The organism is Nocardia sp. NPDC058658 (genome assembly GCF_042716665.1).
Classification (GTDB): Bacteria; Actinomycetota; Actinomycetes; order Mycobacteriales; family Mycobacteriaceae; genus Nocardia.
Genome location: NZ_JBHXRR010000001.1, coordinates 1,117,418 through 1,139,523 on the forward strand (window position 1 = coordinate 1,117,418; position 22,106 = coordinate 1,139,523).

Sequence of the window (22,106 nt, forward strand, 5' to 3'; positions counted from 1 at the left end):
GGGTCGCCGAAATGATCGAATCCGGCGACTCCCGTGCGCGGGGTCGGCGCTGATGCGAGCTGATCGAGCACACTGAACCCGTGACGAACCATCCGATCGCGGCCATCGTGTGCGCGCTGATCGCGGCCATGTTCTTCGCCCTGGCCGCCGTGGCGCAGCAACAGGCCGCCGCGGCCGTGCCAGAGGGCACCTCGCTCATGGGCAGCCTGCTCCGCAGCCCCCGCTGGTGGGCCGGAATCGGCGGCGACGCAGGCGGTTACGCGATGCAGGTCCTCGCGCTCACCTTCGGCGCGGTCCTGGTGGTCCAGCCGATTCTGGTGAGCGCCTTGGTTTTCGCGCTCCCGCTGTCGGCCCGACTCAACGGCCAGCGGATCACCGCACGCGCCGCCACCACCGCACTGATCCTCGTCGCCGCACTCGCCCTGTTCCTGATCGTGGGCGACCCGACCGTCGGCGACGACAACGCGCCCTTCCGGGAGTGGTTGGTGCCCTTGACAATTCTGCTCGGCGTCATCGCGGCGGCCACCCTCGTCGGCCTGCTGGTTGCCAGCCGATCGGCCAAGGCGCTAGCACTCGGCCTCGCCGGTGGCGCCCTGTTCGGTCTCGCCGCCGCGCTGACCGACCGCGTGGTCCACCTCTTCGGCGACGGCCTCGGCGCGGTACTCAGCGGATGGCAGACATGGATGCTGGTGGCGGCGGGTTTGCTCGGCCTCTATCTACAGCAACGCGCGTTCCAGGTCGGACCACTCTCTGCCTCACTGCCCGCGTTCACCGTCGCCGAACCCCTCGCCGCCGCCTTCCTCGGCCTCACCGCCCTCGACGAGCAGCTACGCACCGACGGACTCGGCCTGGCCGTCGTCGGCGCCTGCGTCGTGGTGATGTGCGCGGCGACGGTGGCCCTGTGCCGGACCGCAGCCGTTGCCGACGGGCCCGTGAGCTGATTCGTAGCGGGGGATTGCACGCCGCGGTGCTCACACGGCTATCATTAATCAAGTGCGATTTCTTCCGGGACCCCAGCCGCCGTATGACCTGACCTACGACGACCTGTTCCTGGTCCCGAACCGGACCGAGGTCGCGTCCCGGTTCGATGTGGACCTGGCCAGCGTCGACGGGTCCGGCACCACCATCCCCCTCGTGGTCGCGAACATGACCGCCGTCGCGGGCAAGCGCATGGCCGAGACCGTCGCCCGCCGTGGCGGCCTCGTGGTTCTCCCCCAGGACCTGCCGCTGCCCGCCGCCGCCGACACCATCGCGTTCGTCAAGAGCCGCTCGCTCACCGCCGACACCCCCGTCACCCTCGACCCCGAGCGTTCGGTGTCCGACGCCATGGCGTTGATGCACAAGCGTGCGCACGGTGCCGTCGTGGTCGTGGAGGGTGGCAAGCCGGTCGGTGTGGTCACCGAGGCCGCCTGCGCCGATGTCGACCGGTTCGCGCGCCTGCGCGAGGTCGCCTTCACCGATTTCGTGCAGGTCCCCGTCGAGGCGTCTCCGCGCGACATCTTCGACCGTCTCGCCGAGGCCCACGCCCAGCTCGCGGTCCTCACCCACCCCGACGGCACCCTCGCCGGCGTGATGACCCGCACCGGCACCATTCGCGCCGGCATCTACACCCCCGCGGTCGACGCGAACAACAAGCTGCGCGTCGCTGCCGCCGTCGGTATCAACGGTGACGTGGCCGCCAAGGCGAAGGCACTGGCCGAGGCCGGCGCCGACGTGCTCGTCCTCGACACCGCGCACGGCCACCAGACCAAGATGCTCGAGTCCCTGCGCATCGTCGCCGACCTCGACCTCGGCCTGCCCCTGGTGGCGGGCAACGTGGTCTCCGCCGAGGGCACCCGCGACCTGGCCGAGGCAGGCGCGAACATCATCAAGGTCGGTGTCGGCCCCGGCGCCATGTGCACCACCAGGATGATGACCGGTGTCGGCCGCCCGCAGTTCTCCGCCGTGGCCGAATGTGCCGCCGCCGCAAAGGAACTCGGTGTGCACGTGTGGGCCGACGGTGGCGTGCGCCACCCCCGCGACGTGGCTCTCGCGCTGGCCGCGGGCGCGTCGAACGTGATGATCGGTTCCTGGTTCGCCGGCACCTACGAGTCCCCCGGCGACCTGCGCATCGACCGCGACGGCAACAAGTACAAGGAGAGCTTCGGCATGGCCTCCAAGCGTGCCGTCGCCGCCCGTACCGCCGCCGACAGCTCCTTCGACCGCGCCCGCAAGGCCCTGTTCGAAGAAGGCATCTCCAGCTCGCGGATGCGCCTCGACCCCGAGCGCCCCGGCGTCGAGGACCTCATCGACCACATCACCTCGGGTGTGCGCAGCTCCTGCACCTACGCCGGTGCCCGCTCGCTGCCGGAATTCCATGAGAAGGCCGTGCTCGGCGTGCAGTCCGCCGCCGGTTTCGCCGAGGGAAGGCCGCTGCCCAGCGGCTGGTGATCTTCGTCCACGGCGGTCGATCGAACGCCTCGATCGGCCGCCGTTGTCGTGTCCGGCGCCGCGCCGCTGACACATCATGGGTGGGCACGGATTACTATGGAGTAGCCGATCACGGCACACGCTCGACTCCCGCCTCGAAAGGATCCAGTTGTCACCCGCGTCCCAGGGCGCCACACAGGAGGGCTCCTCTACGGAGCCGGGTGACAAACCCGGCGTCCTCCTTCTCGCAGCGTCCGTTCGAACCCCCGGTTTCCCTGCGGCACCACTCGGGTGGTGCTGAGGATGTCCATCGTTCTGACCGTGCTCAGCCTGCTCGGCTTCGTCGCCCTCACCCTCGGCACGGCCCTGTTCGTGGCCGCCGAGTTCTCCCTCACCGCACTGGAACGCAGCACCGTCGAAGCGGCCGCCCGCGACGGTGACACCCGGTCCCGGCTGGTGAAGCAGGCCCATCACACCCTGTCGTTCCAGCTGTCGGGCGCCCAGCTCGGCATCACCATCACCACCCTGATCACCGGCTACATCGCCGAACCCGTACTGGCCCGCCTGCTCGACCCACTGCTTGGCGGCATCGGCCTGAGTGAGAGCGCCGCGACCGGCATCTCACTGGCGGCGGCCCTGATCATCGCCACCTCGCTGTCGATGATCTACGGCGAACTGGTGCCCAAGAACATCGCGATCGCCGAACCGATGAAGGTCGCCCGGCTCACCTCGGGCCCGATGATCGGGTTCTCCGCCCTGTTCAAGTGGCTCATCCGCTTCCTCAACGGCACCGCCAACTGGGTGGTCCGCCGCCTCGGCATCGAGCCCGCCGAGGAACTGCGCTCGGCCCGTTCACCCCAGGAACTCGGTTCCCTGGTCCGCACGTCGGCCATGCGCGGCGCGATGGACCAGCGCACCGCCCAGGTGATGGACCGCTCGCTCGAATTCGGCGAACGCAGCGCCGAGGACCTGATGACCCCGCGCGTGAAGGTCGAATCCCTCGACCGCCACGACACCATCGCCGACCTCATCGCCGCCTCCGCCCGCACCGGCTACTCCCGGTTCCCGGTGGTCGACGGCGACCTCGACAACACCCTCGGCGTGGTGCACGTCAAGCAGGCGTTCACCCATCCGGGCGAGTCGCGCAAGCGAATCCCGTTGAGCGAGTTGGCCGTCGCGGTGCCGATCGTGCCCGCCAGCCTGGACGGCGACGAAGTCCTCGAGCGGGTGCGCGCCGACGGCATGCAGGTCGCGCTGGTGGTCGACGAATACGGCGGCACCGCGGGCATGGTGACCATGGAGGACCTGATCGAGGAGATCCTCGGCGACGTGCGCGACGAGCACGACGAAGAGGAACGCGATGTCCGCCGGGTCTCCGACGGCTGGGACTGCTCGGGCCTGATGCGCATCGACGAGGTGTCGCGCGCGACCGGCTACGACGCCCCCGAAGGCGAATACGAAACTCTCGGCGGCCTGGTGCTGGCCCAACTCGGCCGCATCCCGGTGACCGGCGACGAAGTCGTGCTGCCCGAATCCCGTGGTTCCGGCGGCGGCTGGATCGCCAGGGTGGAACGAATGGACGGACGTCGCATCGACCGCGTGCGCCTGATCCCCGTCGACGCGGCGAACCTGGCGGAACGGGAGCACAACCATGGGTGACCTCTTCGGACTCTTGCTCACCGTCGTACTCCTGGCAGGCAACGCGTTCTTCGTCGCCGCCGAGTTCGCCCTCATCTCCGCCCGCCGCGACCGCCTCGAAGCCCTTGTCGCCCAGGGCAAGAAGAAGGCGCAGACCGTGATCGAGGCAGGCGAGAACCTGTCGATGATGCTGGCCGCCGCCCAACTCGGCATCACCATCTGCTCGATCCTGCTCGGCCGCGTCGGCGAGCCCGCCATCGCGCACCTGATCGAGCGCCCGTTCGAATTACTCGGTCTACCGGACCAATTGCTGCACCCCGTCGGTTTCGCGCTCGCGCTGACCCTCGTGGTGATCCTGCACATCCTGCTCGGCGAAATGGTCCCGAAGAACATCGCCCTGGCCGGCCCGGAACGCTGTGCGCTGCTACTGGTTCCGATCCACCTGATGTTCCTGAAACTCGCCCGTCCCCTGATCGCCGTCTACAACCTCGCCGCGAACATGACGCTGCGCATGCTGGGCGTCGAACCCAAGGACGAACTCGACGCCACAGTTTCGACGGTCGAACTGGCCGAGATGATCGGCGAATCCCGCTCCGAAGGCCTCCTCGACGAAGAAGAGCACCGCCGCCTCACCCAGGCGCTGGGCACCTCCGAACAGGTCGTCGGCGACGTCATGGTTCCCCTGGCCCAAGCCAGGTCGGTCCCGTTGATCGGCAACGGAACCACCCTCGGCGAAGTCGAAGCCGCGGTCTCCGAAACCGGCTTCTCCCGCTACCCGGTAGCCGCCGCCGACGGCTCCCTGGTCGGCTACCTCCACATCAAGGACGTCCTCGACGAGGTAGCCGACGACAACGCGGGCCCCGACACCGTCATCCCCCGCACCGACATCCGCCCCCTCCCCACCGTGAGCACCGGAACTCCGCTGTACGAAGCGCTGGCCCGCTTACGCCGCACCAGTTCTCACCTGGGCCGAGTGGTGGACAGCCGCGGCAACACCGTGGGCGTCGTCGCCTTGGAGGACCTGATCGAGGAGTTCGTCGGCACCGTCCGAGATGGCACCCACCGCAATGCCGAGTAGACGCGATTCACCAACGTCACGACCGACTGATCAATGGTTCCGAAATCTCGGCCAGGTCGCTAGCGGAAGGCAACAGAATGCTGGTCGACAGCCATCGAAAGGTTGTCGGAACTGAATACCACCAGTTTCTACTTGCCCCGGACTGCAACCGCGAACTGATCAACGGCCAGTATCCTGAGCTGCCCCTGGCCATATTTGCCGACGACACAGTCGTAATCCTCGTCGGCACTCGCGCCGGACCCGTCAATGTCGAACTACAGATACACGATTCCCCGCCCCGATACGACGACGCCGACGGGGAAGACGCCGCCGAAGGCGACCTCGTATACGACCGCGATGTCGGGATCGCGGTGTGGTCGCTGGTATACGGAGTGCCCGAACAAGCGATACCGGAGGACAAGGGGCGGCGGCTCACACCTGCGGGTGCCCACCGATATCGCGTGCGAATCTACGCTCGCGGCAAAGAGATCGAATGGGACGGGCCAGTCTTCGGTGAACCCGTCGAGGACTACCGAATACAGATCTGGCCGACAACAGAACCCGAACCATCACGCCAAACCAAGCACCAGTCAGGTCGATAACACCCGATCAAGTGATGGTGTCGAGGTTCGATTTCGCCGGTTTCGTGTTCACGCCCGCCGGGCTAGAGGTTTTCTGACCGATTGCTAGGCTGATCTGTCGCGCCGTGTGCACCGCCTGCTCGCGCGTGCCATGGACAGCGAAGGAACCTCCGATGCCGGAAAGCACGACAGATGAGCCCCAACCGTCCACGCCGTCGAAGTCGATCACCGCGTGGACAGTCGGATTGTGGTGCGTCTCCGCGGTAGCCGGCGGTGTGATCGTCAGCGGGCTGTTGCACGACCCGGAACCCGAGCTGACCACCGCGCCACCGTCCAGTCTCCGAGTAACGACGCCACCGCCGGTCACCCACACCTACCGCACACCACCGATCGTCTATCCGACACAGATTCCCGGATGCGACAAGGTCGAACCACCGGTGGCCGAAGGCGGGTTCGCGACCTGGGGCTCCTCGTCCGAGTTCGGCTACGACAATCCTTCCTTCCCGTGGTTCTCGGGACCGAAGGCTGTCGCCATGTCGAACGCCCTGCGTACGGCATTGCCGAGCGGTGTTGTCGTCGAGTGGGCATCGTTCGACCGGTCGCTGTTCTTCCAACCGATCCTCGGGGATGCCGAGCAACCGTTCGCCGGGACGACCTCAGCCCAGGCATCAATACGTCGCGGGGATCAGACGGGGTCGCTCTCGGTATCGGTGCGAAAATCCGGAGCCGCGATCCCACCCTGTGTCGCGGGACAGCTCGATGAACGCCGCGTCCTCGCTGACGGCACCACCGTCGACCTCCAAGACACCTGGTCGGAAACCGACGATGTTCGCACGACTTCTCGTGTCGCCATCGCGTATTCGCCCGACGGCGATGTGGTATCGGTCTACGGCACCGATGCCCCGAGTGCGGGCGGCCGCCCGTCGGGGACAGTGCCCATGACTCGCGACGAAATGGTCGCGCTGGCAACAACACCGGCTGTGCGAGCCACTGCACCAGTACCCGCGGGCACGCCCACGCCACCGGAGTCCTGTTCGGCCCCTGTCGATCAGCCTGATCCGATCCCTGAGATGACTGCGAAACGGCTGAACACTGTCCTGGCCGGTGTGCGGCTTGACGGCACGACGTTCGACTACCCGCTGGGCGATCTCCGGCTGGGTGAGTTCAATGATGGCGGCTTGTGCCAGACCGTCCATGCCACGAACGACGGCGGGACTTCTCGCCTGGCTATCTCCCTCGTAACCGGCCAGGCTCTGAGCGCCGAGAGCACAACCCCATCCCGGGACGGCGTCCGAATCACGTCACGAACATTGCCGGATGGGGCAGTTGTCGAAACCCAGGAGCTCGAACTCACCGTGATGAGCCAACCCCCGCAAGTCGAGTCCACGCGCACGGTGATCGTCACCAACACCTCCGGGACTCAGGTTCGCGTCACATCAACCGCCACCGCGCCAACCGAGCCTCTCCCCTTCTCCCAGCTCGAAACCATCGCGCTAACACCCGGTCTGGACGTTGTCTCATGACTCGCCGCGCGGGAATTCGGGAACTCGTTGTTGCCGCCGTCGCGGCAGTAGTGACCAGCGCGGGCGCGGCTGCGGTCCTACTCCAGCCGCCCGATCCGCTTCGCAAGATCACCGGAACCAACGACGTGGCACCAGGATTGGCGTGGTCGATCGATGCCGCTGCGATGCTCGGACAACAGTTCGCCGAGTTCCGCTCCCCCGTCCACAGCACGAGCATCAACCTCGGCGGACCCGGATTCATCGATGCCGGCGACACCCTGATCACGGTTGTCGGAGTCTCGACCGACGAATCCATCGAGCTACGCGACGCGGTCATGTACGGCATCGATGCCGCCACCGGTGAAACACGCTGGCACGCACCCGCTGCGGAGTTGAGTGGTTGCGCGGCCGTCCCTCTCGACGGCCAACTCGTCTGCTTCACCGACCCGTTGTCACGATCAGCGGCATTGGTCGGCTACGACATCACCGACGGAGCCGTCACCCGAACCCCTGTCGACTGGAACATTTTCGCGCTCGCCGTCAACGACGGACGGCTCTTCGTCGCCGAAGGCGATGTCGAATCCGATGATGTCCGTGTACATTCGGGCGTCCTCGCCGATCCGGATTCCCATTGGTCGCGTCCGTTCGAGGTCGGTACCAGCTGGGAGGACATGCCGAGCGACGCGCTCGATGTCACCCACGGCCAAGGGCTGATCGCACTCGGCGCCGACCTGGCCGGATTCGACCTGGATACCGGAACCCCCACGTGGACAGCCCAACTCGACGGCTGTTCGCGTGTCACCATCACCGAACCGGCACTGGTCGAACGCATCCACACTCAGTGCAGCGGCTACCAGATCACCGGAACCGACGTCCTCGACCGCACGGGCCAAGTTCTGGCCACCACCTCCCACAGCGCCGCCCACAGCCTGTCTGTCGACGATCCTGCCGACGACTCGATCCCGATTTTGTTGGCAGACAAGGCATTCGACCGCCGAGATGGCACTGTGCGGTGGACGAATCCCGATTTGCTCTACACCGGTCCCGCCAACGACGGAGGGACCACCCAGCGCGGCACCGCCGTCGCGATCCTGGGAGAGGTCGCCATCCTGCACGATCCGAGCAGTGACACCTGGTCCGGCCTGGACCTACACACCGGAGAAACGCTGTGGCGCAACGTCAATGACCGATCCGGCACCGTGAGCAGCAATGACGACTCCCCAGCGATCCTGTCCGACTCCACCGGACTCTGGGCCCTCGACGTGCGCACCGGCCGAACCCTCTGGGACATCCCGTTCCGTGCCGTGAACGCCGACCGCGACGCCCTCGCGGGCAACACCGCACTCGCGCCCACCGGTAACGGCCGCTTCGTCCTCGCCTCAGCCCGAACAATGCTCGGCCTACGCCCCTTCGACTGACCGCTAGCTTCTCGAAAGGAACCGATGGCAACGACGAACTGGGACGTCTCCTGCTGGAACGTCGCACAAGCAACCGGCAACCGGCGTTCCGGCAGCGCCCCTGACCGCGACACAGCCGTCCGGGAGCTCATCACGGCCGGGCGCGCGATCGCGCGCGACGAAAGCGGTGTTTCGGTGAACGAGGTCGTCCAGCTCCGACTGGGGAACGAGATCGCCACCGTGCACGGGTTCGACGACCCGGACCTACCCGATGACGAACTCCGTCGGCGAATCGAAGCCGGGATCGAAGCGCAGAAGGAACGCACCCGGTTGTTGAACACCCCACCCACCGCACCGCAAGCAACCGGGCCAACGATGTCGACAACGCAACCGAGTTCAGTCACCGGACAATGGGCCCGAATCGCCACCTGGATACAGGCCAACCTGCCGTCGGCGACAGTGAACGGAGCCGAACGCGAAGAGATCCACCGAACCGCCGAGGCAACGGGAATCACCTGGCCCGAAGAGTTTTCGACACTCTTCACCCACATCAACGGTTTCTCCCGCGAAAACTGGCTCAGGTTGCTGCCGGTCCACGAACTCTTCGATCTCGACAGAGTCGTGCAGGAACGCCAACTGGAACTCGATGTCTGGGGCGAATTCGACGAGGAAATGGGCGAGCCCGCCACTGCAGCAGGCGACCCCGCGGGAACTTACCTCCCTCAGTTCTTACCTTTCGCAGGACTCGACGGAAATCTACTGTTCGTGGACACGAGGCCGGGACCATTCCACGGATGCATCACCGAATTCGACAAAGTCGGTGCCGACGACGCCGGCCCTCGGTGGGCATCACTGAGCGCGATGCTCGCCGACCTCGCCCACAGTCTCGAAACCGGCACCCCCTTCGACCAGCACTGGACACCAGCCGTCGTAGCTGGCGAGCTGAACTGGCAGTTCCAGCCCTGACCGGCGGCCCGCGTTGTCATTTCGCCATGACAGCCAGCACCACACCGTTTCCGAGGTCGACGGTGTGATCGCCACGCCAGTGCGAATCGAGGAAGTAGTCCAACCGTGTGATCAGCGCATCCGATCCGGTGATTTCATCGGCCTCCATCGTCGTCATCGGAAGTAGATAGCGGCCCGCATCATCAGGGTCGTCGGATTTCCAGGTGAACGTGAGAACGATCGTTTCGCCAACACAGTCAACAGCAATGTCGGACATGTGAACCCACGGGCTCCGCCCTTCCACTGGCGAGTCCGGAGACGTGGCAGACCACCCGGCGGCGGTAGTCGTTGCTGGTGGCGGCAGCGCACTAGCGGCACGCAGATAGCCCTCCAACTCTGCAGCAATACGATGCACCCAAGTCGGCACACGTTCGGTCGGAATCGGCATCAATCAAGTGTTCCACGATGACAAGCGATGCCACAGCGCTCAGCGCTCGGGCCACCACTGCAATGAAAGGCGCGACACGCCGAGCGAATGATCGATGGATCCTGCGTGTTGCTGGGGGAAGCTCAGTTACGACGAATCACTCGGACTGCGTCGTAACTGAGCGGAGTCGACATGAGAGACCGAGCGTCCATCGGAACGCAACCGCGGCGACGTACGCGTATCGCACGCCTCATTGTCTGTGCGGCCGCCGGGATCGTCACCGCGTGCGCGCCATCGCACGGCGCCATCTCGACAGACTCCGATTCCTCCCCCGCGACAATCGAAGTCGCGCAGCCCGGGGTCCTGCCGCCGCAACGCGCACAGTCGAATGTGCCGATGCGCCGACTGGCACCGGGTGAACGCCCACCGCAGTTCGTCCTGTTCTCTTTCGACGGTGTCGGCGTCACGCCGAACTGGGACATGTTCCTCGAGGTCGCCGAGCGCGTCGATGCCCGCTTCACCGCCTTGATGACCGGCCTGTATTTCCTGACCGACGAGAACCGAAACCACTATCACGGCCCTGGTCACGAACCGGGGCAGTCGGCGATCGCCTTCGGCGGCAACTCCGACGATGTCCGAACGCAGATCGATTATCTGAATCGAACCTGGCTCGCCGGGCACGAGATGGGCACCCACTACGTCGGCCATTTCTGTCGGGGCGGTGGATACAACGGCGACCGCTGGACCACTCAGGATTGGATCCACGAACTCGACCAGTTCTTCGCCTTGATGACGAACTGGCGCACCAACAACGATCTCCACGACGGCCCCGACCTCTTGTTCGGACCCGATGTGGTGCGCGGTGGCCGCACTCAATGTCTGGAAGGCCAACTCCCCCACCTCATTCCGGCATGGCACCACCACGCGATGACATGGGATTCATCGATGCCCGCCTCGAACCCCGGCCTGAACTGGCCGCAACGCATCGACGGAATCTGGGAGTTCCCGATCCCGTTCGTCTATTCCCCCGTCCTGCGCCAACGCCAGACCGCCCTCGACTACAACTTCTGGGTCACCTTCAACAAGGCGAAAGAACAACCCGAAACCGCACACCGAGCCCGCGAACTCACCAAACAAACCTACGACTACATGTATCGGCGAGCCTTCGACGGCAACCGCGCACCCCTGGTCATCGCCAACCACTTCAACACCTGGAACGGCAACGCCTTCAACCCCGCCACCGCCGATTTCATGGCCGAGGTCTGCGACAACCCCGAAACCATCTGCGCCACCCACGCCGACGTAGCCGCCTGGATGGACCTACAGGACCCAGCCGTCCTCGCCCACTGGCAACAACTCCCCGCCACCGCCGTCGACGAACACCGCTGATCCATTCCGAGGGCGCTGCAGCCTGTGGGTCGCCTCAGCGTGGGTCTGGATGCGTCACCGGCACAACCGACAGCAACTCGCTCAGACCTGCGAAATCCTGCGGGTTCACGGTGAAGAGTGGAAGGCGATTAGCCGAGGCGATCGACGCGATCATCAGGTCGATTCGTCGGGGTCGCGGGTTGCGGCCGGCTGCCAGCACGGCGGCAACGATATGTCCGAATCGCCGTGCTGCCCTGGTGTCGAACGGGATCGGTTCGAACATCGCCTCGGCGTTCTGCACCCGTTCGATCCGGCGGGCCCGCTCCCCGGGCTCCGCGGCGTAGTGGGGACCGGCCGCGAGCTCTGCCATCGTCACCGAACTGATCATGAGCTCATCCGGTAGTTCCGTCGGGTCGAGATCTTCGATGAGGATCAGGACGTTCGTGTCGACAATGCCGCGAGCGGGGCCCGCGGTCATTCGTTGCCCTCCCCAGCGAACTCACCGCGTCGGTAGGCCCGGTCGTACGGGTCGTAGAGAGAGTCGTCGATCAGACCGTCAGAATCCAGCTGTGCCCGAGCGGGACCCGACAGGCCCGCGAAGGCCGCGATCACCTCCGCCCGCGGCACAGCCGCTCGACGGTGGACATGGCGATGCGGAACAAGATCCGCGACGGGCGCTCCGTCGACGGTAATCGTGTAGGACTGCCCGGCACGGACCTCGCGCAGCACCCGGCTCGCGTCGTTACGGAGTTCGCGCTGCGGGATCTCGGGTAGCTCGGCAGGGCTGGTCATGGCCATTATCCTACTCCGCGCACTACGGACAAGCTACGGCATTACTACACCGCGATAGCTGGCTTCAGCCGCTGATCCTGTCCGTCATCAGACCCCAACCAAATCCGTTGCGCTGTCGCGCCGGTGCGCAGTCCCCCACGAGATCCCAGGAGTCGGGCCGATCGTCACGATGTCCCTGATGCGCGAGCGTCGTCCGATTCGTCACGGTGGGTAGTCGCACAGTCGTCGAATAAGTCAGCGGAGCCACCCTCGGCTTCGGTGTTTCCGCACAGAGTCTGGCCCTCGGAGACCGGGTTCTGACCGCCCGAGTCGCGAAGCTCCGGGCCCTCTGACTGCTTGCACGCGGAGACGGTTGAAACACCTTGCCCCGAGCTCACCTGCCGATATCGGGGGCCTCTCGATTCGCACCGCTCGGGTCGATCACGCGAATCCGTTTGCCGCCAATGGGTTTCTCACCCAAGATTGACGGCGATGACAATGGAATTGGAAGAAGCTCGGCGACTGCTCGCCGAGGGGGACCTGGCTGGATCGGTTCGTGCGGTGCGTTTCGCCGTCGAGCGCACAACACTGCGAGAGCTTGCCGCGATGCTGGCAGAGTTGGCGACCGCGGCGGAGTTCGAGGATCTGGCGGCCGCCGCGGGCGCGGTACTCGACAACCCGGACGCCACTCAGGCGCTGACCGCATTGGGGTACCAGTGCATCGAATACGGCGTCTCGTTCGCCGCGATCCCGGTGCTCACCGAGTCGTTGCGACTCGACCCCACCTCGCGCCTGGCGCTCGGTGAGCTGGTCACCGCCTTCGAAGACGAATTCCGGCACGCTGAAGCTGTCGAGGCTCTCCTGCGGCACGAGTCGGCCCTGTCTCCGTGGCCGGAACGGTACTACTTGACGTACAACTCGATCCTGTCCGGGGACCTGTCGCGGGCGCGGGCGGAGTTCGCTCAACTGCCTGTACCCGGTGACGAATGGGACTTCGCCCGCGACCGCGTGGGACGAATGCTCGCCCGCGCCGACAGCGCCGAAGCCGTTACCTCGCTGGATCATCGGGACCTGCGCGGCTGGCACTTCACCTTGACCGGCGGCTACCTGGGCACCCTGTCGCCCTACGGATTCGATGCCGGAATGACCGGTCGCTGGGCCTACCTCGGCGACAGCCCGCAGTTGTGCCGCTACAGTCTCGACCGCCTGGCCCTGGTGTTGTCCGCAGCCGACCAACGTCCGCGCTCGATATCTCTGCTGCCCGGTCGGCCCGATCGCATACTCGGCCTGGCCGCTGCCCGCGTGCTCGGCCTCCCCACCCGAGAATACGAACCGGGAGCCACCGAAACCGTAGTCGTCGCCTACGACTTGCGCACCGCCGCAGCCGATATCACCGCAACCCTGCGTGAACGCGCCCCCGGCCAGATCCTCTTCGAACACGCCAGCTGCTGGACCCAACCGCCCGCGGTCGCCGCCGACATCAGCGGCCTACTGCACCAAACCATCATCGAACCCTGGGCACCCACACAACGACTCGGCGACAACGGCCTCGAACCGGTCCCCGCCGACTCCCGTCCGGAAACCGAGATCGCCGATGAAATCGCCTGCGCCGACGGCACTCCCGACCCCGGCGACGGCGAAACCCCACCCGACCTCGACGCCGATGTCGCACGTTTCGTCACGAACACTTGCGACAGCTGGCTGATCGGCCCCCGCACCCCGATGAAATCCCCAGGCCCGGTGCGGAGTTCGTCGTTCGGCTGACCGTCGCCACCGCGACCTCGCTACGTCTCGTTGAACCGCAAGGCGACCTGAGAACCACCGTCCGGTTCAATCCGCGGTCAGACTCCACTCCACCGGGTCGGTGAACTGAACTCCCATGCGATTCGAGTCGGGCACCGGATCCGTATCGCGCTGGTAGAAGTCGGTGAGTGTTCGGTAGCGGATGAAGGAATTGTGTTCTTGGGTAGCCGGAACCTCGGGAAAGGTCTCGAGGGTCGGGTATCGGTGGAGGGCGTGATCGGTGACGATGAGCGGTCGGCTCACGGTACGGCCCGACTTCGCCCGCAGGGAGCTGCAACGCGGAGCAGTGCCGCTGGGTACACACCCTGTCGCGATAGTAAGGTCCGGGTGCAGCCAGCCGATACCCGACGACATGGAGCCACCCGATGCGGACCCACTTCGACCCCGACGAGGCCGACGAGTTCGAAGCGGCCACGCAGCTGATCATTCGCCGATGCGTGGCTTGGGCCGACGAGCAGGGATACGCGGTCGACCCCTTCGCGGTGGAGACGGCACTGGGTTTTCGACACCACAGCATCGATGGCCGCTTGGCCTTCTGGACGGGCGCGCTGGCAAAGGAGTTCCTGCTCTCTTTCCTGCCGCGCTCGGTGTCGGTCAGCGCGTCCGACGCGACGGTGTTTCCCGATTCGCTGCGCGCATTGATCGGATTCCTCCACGCCAGCGGGCTCGCCGACCCCACCGGAGACTCGCTCGCCGAGGTCGATGGCGCGATCACCCAGTCGACCCCTGAGTTCGCCGCGGCGATGACCGATCAGCGCAACTTCGGGCTGTCCAAATTCTGGGTGATGACCGCGATCGGACGCGGTATCGATCCCACCGACGGCCCCGCGATGAACACCTTCTTCCACGCGGCACAAACAGGCCGAGTCGAGGTCGAGCGCGAACTCCTCGACCACATCGTGGCGCGGCATCTCCTCGACGGTGGCGGCCGGGTCGAGCGCGCGGTCAGCCAACTGCCCGTGGTGCTGCCCGCCGAGGCGGTATCGGCCGAGACCGCCGAGCACACCCACCTCATCGCCCAGTTGCGTGAGCTGGTCGATTGGGTGGGCGAGGGTCGCGCGCTGACCACCACCGGCGCGATCAAACTCGCCGACGCCCGCCACCTCGTGACCGTGCTGGAAACCGGCGACATCTGCGACCCCACCATCGGCGGACGGGTGTTCCGGACCAAGTCCAGCACCGAACTCTTCGGGTTGGTTCGCTTGGTCGAACTGGCCAAGAAGATCCGGGTCGTGCGGGTGGTCAAGAACAGGCTGGTGCGGGTAGCCAAAGCCGCGCCGCTGCTGCGCGACCCGCTGGCGTTGTGGACCGCCGCGTTCGACGCTCAACCCGCATTGGGCCTGCTCACCCCACCCAGCACGTGGTTCGGTGAGCACACTCGGATGCTGGCGAGCATTATCGACGATGTGCTGCCGGACGTGTTCAACACACTGTATGGGCTGCCCGAACCGATGCCGGTGGTGCGCCTGAACGAAAGCGTCTGGGCCGCGTGTGCCGCCGAGTACTACCTCGACAGCCTCGAACCCGCGACCGAGGAACAGCTACGCACGGGCGTCTATGCCGATCTCGCGCGACTGCTCGACCACCTGGCCGATATCGGCGCGGTCGAGCTGACCGTCGGCGACCCTGATCCCCTGTTTCGGTCCGACCTGGACGAAGCCATCGATGCGGCGGCGCAGGCACAGCTGCCGCCTGACGTCCTCGATCGGCTGCGCGTCGCGTTGGCTCCCGACGCGGGCCCCATCGAGTTGATCTCACTCACGCCCTTGGCCACCCGGGCGGTGCGCGCTCGACTGATCGACGAAGGCCGCAACGCACCCCTTGTCGGTGAGCTCGTCGATGCCCCACCGGCCCAGTTGCTCGGCATGCTCGCCGAGCACTACAGCCAGCCGACCGCCGAGGCGGAGATCGCCGGGTGGCTCGCCGCGCACGGCGGTCACACCGCGGCGATGCCACTGCTGATCGACGCGGTACGCACCTGTCCGTTCCGGGCACGCGCGAGCGCGATGCTCAGCGTGCTGACCACCACGATGGCTGACCCCGATGCGTTCTTGCAGGGCTTGCGCTCAGACCCCGCCTTGGGCCCGATCGTGGTGCAGCAGTTGGTCTCTGACGGCACGGTCGCCATGGCAGACCTCGATCCGACAGAAGGCGTGCTCGGACTGGCCGAGCAGTTGATCCAACTGTGTGAATCCCAAGGTGCAGGCGCCGTCACGACGATGCTCTCCGAACTGCCCGCCCCGCAGGCCCGCGAAATGCTCGCCGAGCTCAACGCGTGCGGCCACCCCGACACAGCCGGCCTCGCCGACCTACTCGCAGTGGCCGACACCTACCTGACCCAACGTCGACCCGGCCACGCCGAAGTTGTGTCGCTGCGGCAGAAATCCCGGTCGGGTCGCGCGAAGTCCACACGCAAACGGCGCCGCTGACACCATCAACGACGACGAGGCGCCGCGAAATCATGCCCCGCACACTGCATCTGCGTACCGCACCTCGATGATCGCGATTCGGCGCGGAGCGCACGGGCGAGGTCGGACACCCGACGATTGTGGCGTAGCAGACCGACCTCGGCGGATCGGGCCCCGAGGCAGTAGCGCGCTGCGAATTCAGTCGATGCCCGACGCCCACCATCCCGATGGCGTGGATGCCGCGGGCTCCCAGCGCGGCGCGTAGTGCTCGAGAAATATCTGCCCCACCAGTTCCCCGCGGCTCCGTACTCCGGTCTTGTCGAAGATCGACTTCAGGTGATCTTGAATTGTGTAGACCGACAACGACATCGCGTGCGCCATCTCCTTGGTCGATCGCCCCTGGATGCACAGTGTGGTGAGATGGCATTCGCGTGGTGACAGCCCGTAGGCCATGGCGATGACAGGCGCGATCTCGTGCGGTGTCGCGGGTTGGATGATGACAGCGGTGCGACCGTCTTCGGCGCCGGAGAGTCTGGTCCCGTACAGCAACAGCCAAGCGCCGGATCGGGTGCGTACCCGCGAGCGCGCGGCGAGTTCCAGCGGATCGGTGCCTGGTGTGATCGCCCGCGCCCGGGCGGCGACAGCCTGGACAACCTTCGATTCGATCGGCGTCGAGGGCGCCGGGACCTCGACAATCTCGTCGATCCAACGTTCCGCGGCGGGTGAGACCGATTCCGGGTTGCCCGCGGCGTCGAAGACCACCAGACCAGGGCCGTAGTCCAGGGTCGTCACCGCGGTCTGGACCTCGTGCAGCATCGATTGGCGCAGACCGGTCGCCAGCGCGGGCGCCAGCGCGGCGATCGCGGCGACATGTTCGGCGGTGTAGCACGGCTCGTCGGCATCACGCAGGAATGCCGCAGCACCCCAATAGATCCCGTCCGACACCAGCGAGACCCGCAGTTCGTCGCCGATTCCGTACTCCGCCTGCGAACGGTGTCGCGCGCTGCGGGACAAGTCCGCGTGGGTATCGAGACTCATCGCACCTGCCAGGCGGCCACTGTGCGCGAGAAACGCCCACTTGTTGACGTCCTCGACCTCGTATTCGTAGTGCGCCAGCCAGGATCCCGAACACCCGATGTTCTGGTTGACGCTGCCGGTGAACAAGATGGTGCCCGGGTCCACGGTGTGCCAGCAGCAACGTTCATGCGGGATCACCGTGCGCAGGGCGTCGCTCATCCGCGCGCTGTAACTCACCCAGTCCAGCTGCTCGGCGGCGGCACGCGCGATGTGATTGCGGACGCGAGGCAGCTTGCTCTGCGACATGTCCGAAGCGTATCGCAGCAGGTTACTGGCCACCTACCCCAGAAATCTGGGTGAATTCCCCCAGATTTCAGGGATAGGACGCAGAAGCAACCACGACGACGCTGGTGTCATGACGATGCCGGCCCAGACGACGACATCCTGCCGATCTGCGTCCGCTGCTGCGGTCCTGGGACAACAAGACAACACCCGAGGAGAACACGATGAGCCAGTATCAAGTCGCCATCGTCGGCGCCGGCACTTCCGGCATTTCGGCGGCAGTGGCCCTCGCCGACCGGGGCATCACATCGTTGCTGATCGACCGAGCAGATCGAGTCGGTTCGTCCTGGCACTCTCGCTATGAGCGCCTACGACTGAACACCGGCAAGCAGTTCTCCCACCTGCCCAACCGCCCCTACCCCACCGACACCCCGACCTTTCCCACACGGGACCAGGTGATCGAGCACCTCGAGCGACACGCACACGAGGCCGGGATCGAGCTGCGCTTGGGCTGCCGTGTAGAACGGCTCGACCGCGCGGACGGGCATTGGCGCCTGACCACCTCGACCGGTGCGATCGACGCTGCCGAGGTGGTGGTCGCAACCGGTTTCGATCATGAGCCCTTCGTCCCGGACTGGCCCGGACGCCCCAGTTGGCCGGGCGCACTGGTTCATTCATCGCAGTATCGGAACCCGTTGCCGTACACCGGCAAACGCGTCCTCGTGGTGGGAGCGGGCTGCTCAGGCATGGAGATCGCTTACGACCTCGCCACCGGAGGCGCGGCGAAGGTCTGGCTCTCGGCTCGCACGCCACCCAACATCATGCTCCGCCATGGCCCCGGCGGCATCGCGGGAGACTTCATCGCGACACCGCTCTACCACGCCCCGATCCCGATCGCGGACGCCATCGCTCGATTCGGCCGGAAGAAGACCATCGGCGACCTCGGTGAGTTCGGATTGCCGATCCCCGACGAGGGGATCTTCGCCCGCAGCGCTCGGCTCGGCGTGGCCCCGGCAATCGTCGACAACGACGTCATCGCCGCGATCCGAAACAGGTCCATCGAGGTCGTTCCCGGGGTCGAGTCACTCGACGCGGACAGCGTCTGCCTGGCCGACGGTGTGCGAATCGACCCGCAAGACATGGTCTGTGCGACGGGATTCCGTCGGGAACTCGACAAGCTGGCCGGTCATCTCGGCGTGCTCGACGAACGAGGGTGGCCGCATCCCACCGGTGAAAAGCCGGCCGCCGAGGGTCTGCGCTTCATCGGGTTCGTGCCCAGGCCATCGCAGATCGGCTTTGCGGCCAAGCAGGCTCACCGTGCCGCCAGGGCGATCGCGCGGGAACTGAGATGAGGCGCCGCGGTTCAAGTCCCGAACTGTGGCCCAGTTCAGGCGTCAGCCACTCCATTGCCACGGGTCGATGGTGGGTACCGCAGACTACATGACCGGGAAATTCGACGCTACGCCCTACCCGCCGCCGTTGGCCGGTATTTCGACTAGCCGCGGGCCGCGTGGAATTTCGACTCGTGACGAGTGGTGAGAAGTGCCGGTCCAGATAGGTTTCAGGATTTCTTGAACCTTCACCGGGGCCTGCCAGGAACGCAGCGAAGGCCGTGGAAAGCCTCCAAAATCCTACTGGCGGTTCACATCAGGACATTTTCGTTAAGGCGGGCGGTCTGTGAGACTGTTGTGCGCCGACCATCGGCCGATGAACGTCCAGGAGGTGCCGCGTGCGCGTCAGTCGGGTCCGTATCAAGAACTTCCGAGGTGTCTCCGAGGGCCGCGTGGACTTCAACGGCGACGCGCTGCTGGTTGGCGGCAACAGCGTTGGTAAGTCGACAGTTTGCGAGGCACTCGATCTCGTCCTCGGCCCTGAAAGTCTGTTCCGTCGCCCTGTCATCGACGAGTACGATTTCTTCGGCGCTGACTACCAGCCATGCGGGGACGTGACTCCTCAGGTCGAAATCGAGGTTGTTCTCGTCGATCTCGGCGACGCTGCGCAGACCAGGTTCGCCAACTACACCCGAAAGTGGTCGGTAGACAAGCGTGATTTCGCTGACCGGTCCCCCAACTCAGTCGATACTGCCGACGACCACCCGTGGTGCCTTCCGCTCCTCTTCCTGGGTCGGTTCGATCCGAATGAGGACGACTTCGAAGGCAACACCTTCTTCGCCAACCCCGCCCCGGTCGTCGATGACCTGTCGCCCGAATCGAGTGAGCTGGGTGATGGCCGGCGCATGTTCGGGAGAGATGACAAGCGCTACTGCGGGTACCTGTACCTACGGACTACCCGCACCGGAACACGGGCGATGAGCTTCCAGCGTGGCTCATTGCTTGACACGATTGTGCGCCTTGAACAGCAGGCCACCGGAGATCTCTGGGAACGCGCCCGCGCAGGCCTGGCACGTCTCGACCTCCGCGATGAGTCCAAGCTCGACACCGTCCTGATCGAAGTCCAAAACCGAGCCGGAAAGTTCATGGCACTCGACGACCACGGGCTAGAAGTTCACCCTTCAGACCTGACCCGTGAGTCGATCCGCGAGACACTCCGCATGTTCGTCACAGCGTCACCGGGTCACCACGCCGTCCCGTTTAACCGGCTCAGCACGGGCTCCCTGAACCTGCTGGTCTTCGCGCTCCTCACCTATATCGCTGAACTGAAGGGTGACCAGGCGGTTATTTTCGCCATGGAGGAGCCGGAGATCGCACTGCCACCGCATGCCCAGCGGCGGCTCGTCGACTTCGTACGTGATCGTATGGGGCAAGCCATTGTCACCTCCCATTCTCCATATGTCATTGAGCGATTCGACCCCGAGAGCATCCTGATGCTATCCCGGACGGATGAGGGTGTCCTCACCAGCAATCAGTTCAATCTTGACGGCTTGATGAAGCCGAAAAAGATCCGGGAGGAACGCAGGCAATTCGCCGAGGCCATCCTCGGTCGAGGTGTCTTGGTGGTTGAAGGCGGAACCGAAGCTTCGGTCATCCCCGCAGTCGCCGACGTTATGGATGCCGATCCGGCCGTGAAATACACCCATCTCGACCTCGCCGGTGTCTCAATCTACGACGCTAAAAGCGACGCCTCTGTGCCACCGCTCGGTCCTGTGTTTAAAGCGCTGGGCAAACGATGCTACGGACTCCACGACACCCCCAACGGCCCCTTCCCACCCGATGCTCCGCAGCAAGTTAAAGCGTTTGATATCTACTTGCAGATCCCGCACCTGAGCATCGAGAAGCTACTTATGGCCGAGATGCCGATCCGTCCCAAACGTGCCTTCCTCAGCACGGTTGCCTCACTGCCGGACTATCCGCGCGAGTGCGGTTACCTTGCCGAAGGTGATGCGGACCAGGTTGCCGAAGAGTTGGCGGAGAAGGTGCTGCTCGCCCGCAAGGGTGCGTACTACGGCTACGCCGCTATGTTGGTTGCCGAAGCCGCCGACATCAGCGAACTGCCCAAGTCCTATGTCACCTTTCTGCTCGAAATCGACGCCGACATCGTCGCGAGCGCACGAGCCAGCACAGCTCCCACCGGCGCACCAGGCGACCAGCAGCAGGCCGGGGCCGACCCCGTTGCGCAGTGAAAGAGGTTGAACTCGACGACCGGCGGAAAGCCATCCTCGCGGCGGCGGGACACATTGTCATCGAGGGCGGACCGGGATGCGGCAAAACAACCATCGCACTTCTCAAGGCTGCAGAGTGCACACCAGGACTTCAGGCTGAGCAGCGCATCCTGTTCCTCAGCTTCTCCAGGGCCGCCATCCGTCAAGTAGCCGACCGGATGCAAGGCACGCTGACCCGTGAGCAGCGCTCCATACTCTCGGTGAGAACGTTCCACTCGTTCTTTCTCGAGATCGTGCGCAGCCACGGTCGGCTTCTTACCGGCGCGCAAGCACGATTCATTACCCCGGAACGGGAAGCACAGGTGCATGCGGACTTCGACGGAGACGCGGCGGCGTGGGCAGCCGAGAAGCGGCGCCTTGCCACCGAGGAATCGCTATTCGTCTTCGATACACTCGCACCGACCGTGGCCGAGCTGCTTGAGCGGAGCGCCGATCTGCGCGAGTTATACAGCACCAGATACCCGGTCGTCGTGGTCGATGAGTTCCAGGACACGAACACCGATCAGTGGCGCGTAGTTCGCGCTTTTAGTGCGCAAAGCACGATCATTTGCCTCGCTGACCCAGACCAACGGATCTTCGACCACATCGACGGCGTCGATGAGAATCGCCTTGAGGAGGCGAAGGAGGTGCTCAGGCCGAAGTCGTTCGACCTGTCATCGGACAACCATCGCAGTCCTTCGTCAGGGATTCTTGAGTACGCCAATGCCGTCCTACGTAACACGCCGATCGCGGTTCCCACTAGCGTGCGCGTTCGGCGGTATGGCTACGCCAACAAGCCAGAGCAGATTGAGGCTCCCCCCGGAAAGTGGACACCTGATTCGCAGGACGAATGTCCTGCTGGAAGGATGTCCCCATGCCTCCTCGTAAGCGCCGGTCGTTCAC

Annotated in this window: 19 protein-coding genes; 14 read left to right on the top strand and 5 right to left on the bottom strand. The window is 65.4% G+C overall.

What is annotated here, in order from left to right; genetic code table 11:
• The first annotated feature begins 80 nt into the window (after positions 1-80).
• The 8 genes from ACFWUP_RS05120 (at position 81) to ACFWUP_RS05155 (ending at position 9,550) form a co-directional block, all read left to right on the top strand.
• A complete protein-coding gene (locus tag ACFWUP_RS05120) occupies positions 81-941 on the top strand; it encodes a DMT family transporter (protein WP_379230866.1) in 861 nt (286 codons plus the stop codon).
• A gap of 52 nt (positions 942-993) precedes the next feature.
• Positions 994-2,430 (top strand): GuaB1 family IMP dehydrogenase-related protein, encoded by a 1,437-nt coding sequence (locus ACFWUP_RS05125; RefSeq protein ID WP_379230868.1) that lies wholly within the window; start codon positions 994-996, stop codon positions 2,428-2,430.
• Positions 2,431-2,712: 282 nt separating this feature from the next.
• Complete coding sequence (locus tag ACFWUP_RS05130) at positions 2,713-4,068, top strand: hemolysin family protein (protein ID WP_379230870.1); 1,356 nt, start codon at positions 2,713-2,715, stop codon at positions 4,066-4,068.
• Positions 4,061-5,125, top strand: coding sequence for a hemolysin family protein (locus tag ACFWUP_RS05135; RefSeq protein WP_379230872.1), 1,065 nt, complete (start codon positions 4,061-4,063; stop codon positions 5,123-5,125). Before ACFWUP_RS05130 ends, ACFWUP_RS05135 begins: the two co-directional genes overlap by 8 nt.
• Positions 5,126-5,202: 77 nt before the next feature.
• Positions 5,203-5,706, top strand: a complete 504-nt coding sequence (locus ACFWUP_RS05140) for a hypothetical protein (protein ID WP_379230874.1) — start codon at positions 5,203-5,205, stop codon at positions 5,704-5,706.
• Between the two features lie 152 nt (positions 5,707-5,858).
• The gene (locus ACFWUP_RS05145) at positions 5,859-7,208 is read left to right on the top strand and encodes a hypothetical protein (RefSeq protein WP_379230876.1); all 1,350 of its coding nucleotides are present in this window, start codon (positions 5,859-5,861) and stop codon (positions 7,206-7,208) included.
• On the top strand, positions 7,205-8,605 hold the full coding sequence (locus ACFWUP_RS05150; RefSeq protein WP_379230878.1) for a PQQ-binding-like beta-propeller repeat protein: 1,401 nt from the start codon (positions 7,205-7,207) through the stop codon (positions 8,603-8,605). The genes ACFWUP_RS05145 and ACFWUP_RS05150 overlap by 4 nt, the downstream gene beginning before the upstream one ends.
• Before the next feature lie 24 nt (positions 8,606-8,629).
• Positions 8,630-9,550, top strand: coding sequence for an SMI1/KNR4 family protein (locus tag ACFWUP_RS05155; RefSeq protein WP_379230879.1), 921 nt, complete (start codon positions 8,630-8,632; stop codon positions 9,548-9,550).
• 16 nt (positions 9,551-9,566) lie between these two features.
• Here ACFWUP_RS05155 and ACFWUP_RS05160 read toward each other — a convergent pair whose 3' ends face one another.
• The gene (locus ACFWUP_RS05160; protein WP_379230881.1) at positions 9,567-9,977 is read right to left on the bottom strand and encodes a hypothetical protein; all 411 of its coding nucleotides are present in this window, start codon (positions 9,975-9,977) and stop codon (positions 9,567-9,569) included.
• 171 nt (positions 9,978-10,148) lie between these two features.
• On the opposite strand from ACFWUP_RS05160, the gene ACFWUP_RS05165 reads away from it, so the two are divergent.
• Positions 10,149-11,345 (top strand): polysaccharide deacetylase, encoded by a 1,197-nt coding sequence (locus ACFWUP_RS05165; protein WP_379230883.1) that lies wholly within the window; start codon positions 10,149-10,151, stop codon positions 11,343-11,345.
• A 34-nt stretch (positions 11,346-11,379) separates the two neighbouring features.
• On the opposite strand, the gene ACFWUP_RS05170 is transcribed toward ACFWUP_RS05165, so the two are convergent.
• On the bottom strand, positions 11,380-11,802 hold the full coding sequence (locus ACFWUP_RS05170) for a type II toxin-antitoxin system VapC family toxin (RefSeq protein ID WP_379230885.1): 423 nt from the start codon (positions 11,800-11,802) through the stop codon (positions 11,380-11,382).
• Positions 11,799-12,116 (bottom strand): type II toxin-antitoxin system Phd/YefM family antitoxin, encoded by a 318-nt coding sequence (locus ACFWUP_RS05175; protein ID WP_379230887.1) that lies wholly within the window; start codon positions 12,114-12,116, stop codon positions 11,799-11,801. The genes ACFWUP_RS05170 and ACFWUP_RS05175 overlap by 4 nt, the downstream gene beginning before the upstream one ends.
• 471 nt (positions 12,117-12,587) lie before the next feature.
• Here ACFWUP_RS05175 and ACFWUP_RS05180 point away from each other — a divergent pair, with 471 nt between their 5' ends.
• Positions 12,588-13,859: a hypothetical protein gene (locus ACFWUP_RS05180; RefSeq protein ID WP_379230889.1), complete on the top strand. Its 1,272-nt coding sequence runs from the start codon at positions 12,588-12,590 to the stop codon at positions 13,857-13,859.
• A 66-nt stretch (positions 13,860-13,925) separates the two neighbouring features.
• Here the strand turns inward: ACFWUP_RS05180 and ACFWUP_RS05185 are convergent, their stop codons facing one another.
• On the bottom strand, positions 13,926-14,141 hold the full coding sequence (locus ACFWUP_RS05185; RefSeq protein ID WP_379230891.1) for a hypothetical protein: 216 nt from the start codon (positions 14,139-14,141) through the stop codon (positions 13,926-13,928).
• Positions 14,142-14,263: 122 nt separating this feature from the next.
• Here ACFWUP_RS05185 and ACFWUP_RS05190 point away from each other — a divergent pair, with 122 nt between their 5' ends.
• Positions 14,264-16,327, top strand: coding sequence for a hypothetical protein (locus ACFWUP_RS05190; RefSeq protein ID WP_379230893.1), 2,064 nt, complete (start codon positions 14,264-14,266; stop codon positions 16,325-16,327).
• A 177-nt stretch (positions 16,328-16,504) separates the two neighbouring features.
• Here the strand turns inward: ACFWUP_RS05190 and ACFWUP_RS05195 are convergent, their stop codons facing one another.
• A complete protein-coding gene (locus tag ACFWUP_RS05195; protein ID WP_379230895.1) occupies positions 16,505-17,629 on the bottom strand; it encodes a helix-turn-helix transcriptional regulator in 1,125 nt (374 codons plus the stop codon).
• 200 nt (positions 17,630-17,829) lie between these two features.
• On the opposite strand from ACFWUP_RS05195, the gene ACFWUP_RS05200 reads away from it, so the two are divergent.
• The 3 genes from ACFWUP_RS05200 to ACFWUP_RS05210 form a co-directional block, all read left to right on the top strand.
• Positions 17,830-18,957, top strand: coding sequence for a flavin-containing monooxygenase (locus tag ACFWUP_RS05200; protein ID WP_379230897.1), 1,128 nt, complete (start codon positions 17,830-17,832; stop codon positions 18,955-18,957).
• 377 nt (positions 18,958-19,334) lie between these two features.
• Entirely contained in the window at positions 19,335-21,185 is a 1,851-nt protein-coding gene (locus ACFWUP_RS05205; RefSeq protein WP_379230899.1) for an ATP-dependent endonuclease, read from the top strand.
• Positions 21,182-22,106: UvrD-helicase domain-containing protein (locus ACFWUP_RS05210; protein ID WP_379230901.1), on the top strand; the 925-nt coding region annotated here is incomplete at its 3' end. The genes ACFWUP_RS05205 and ACFWUP_RS05210, both read left to right, overlap by 4 nt.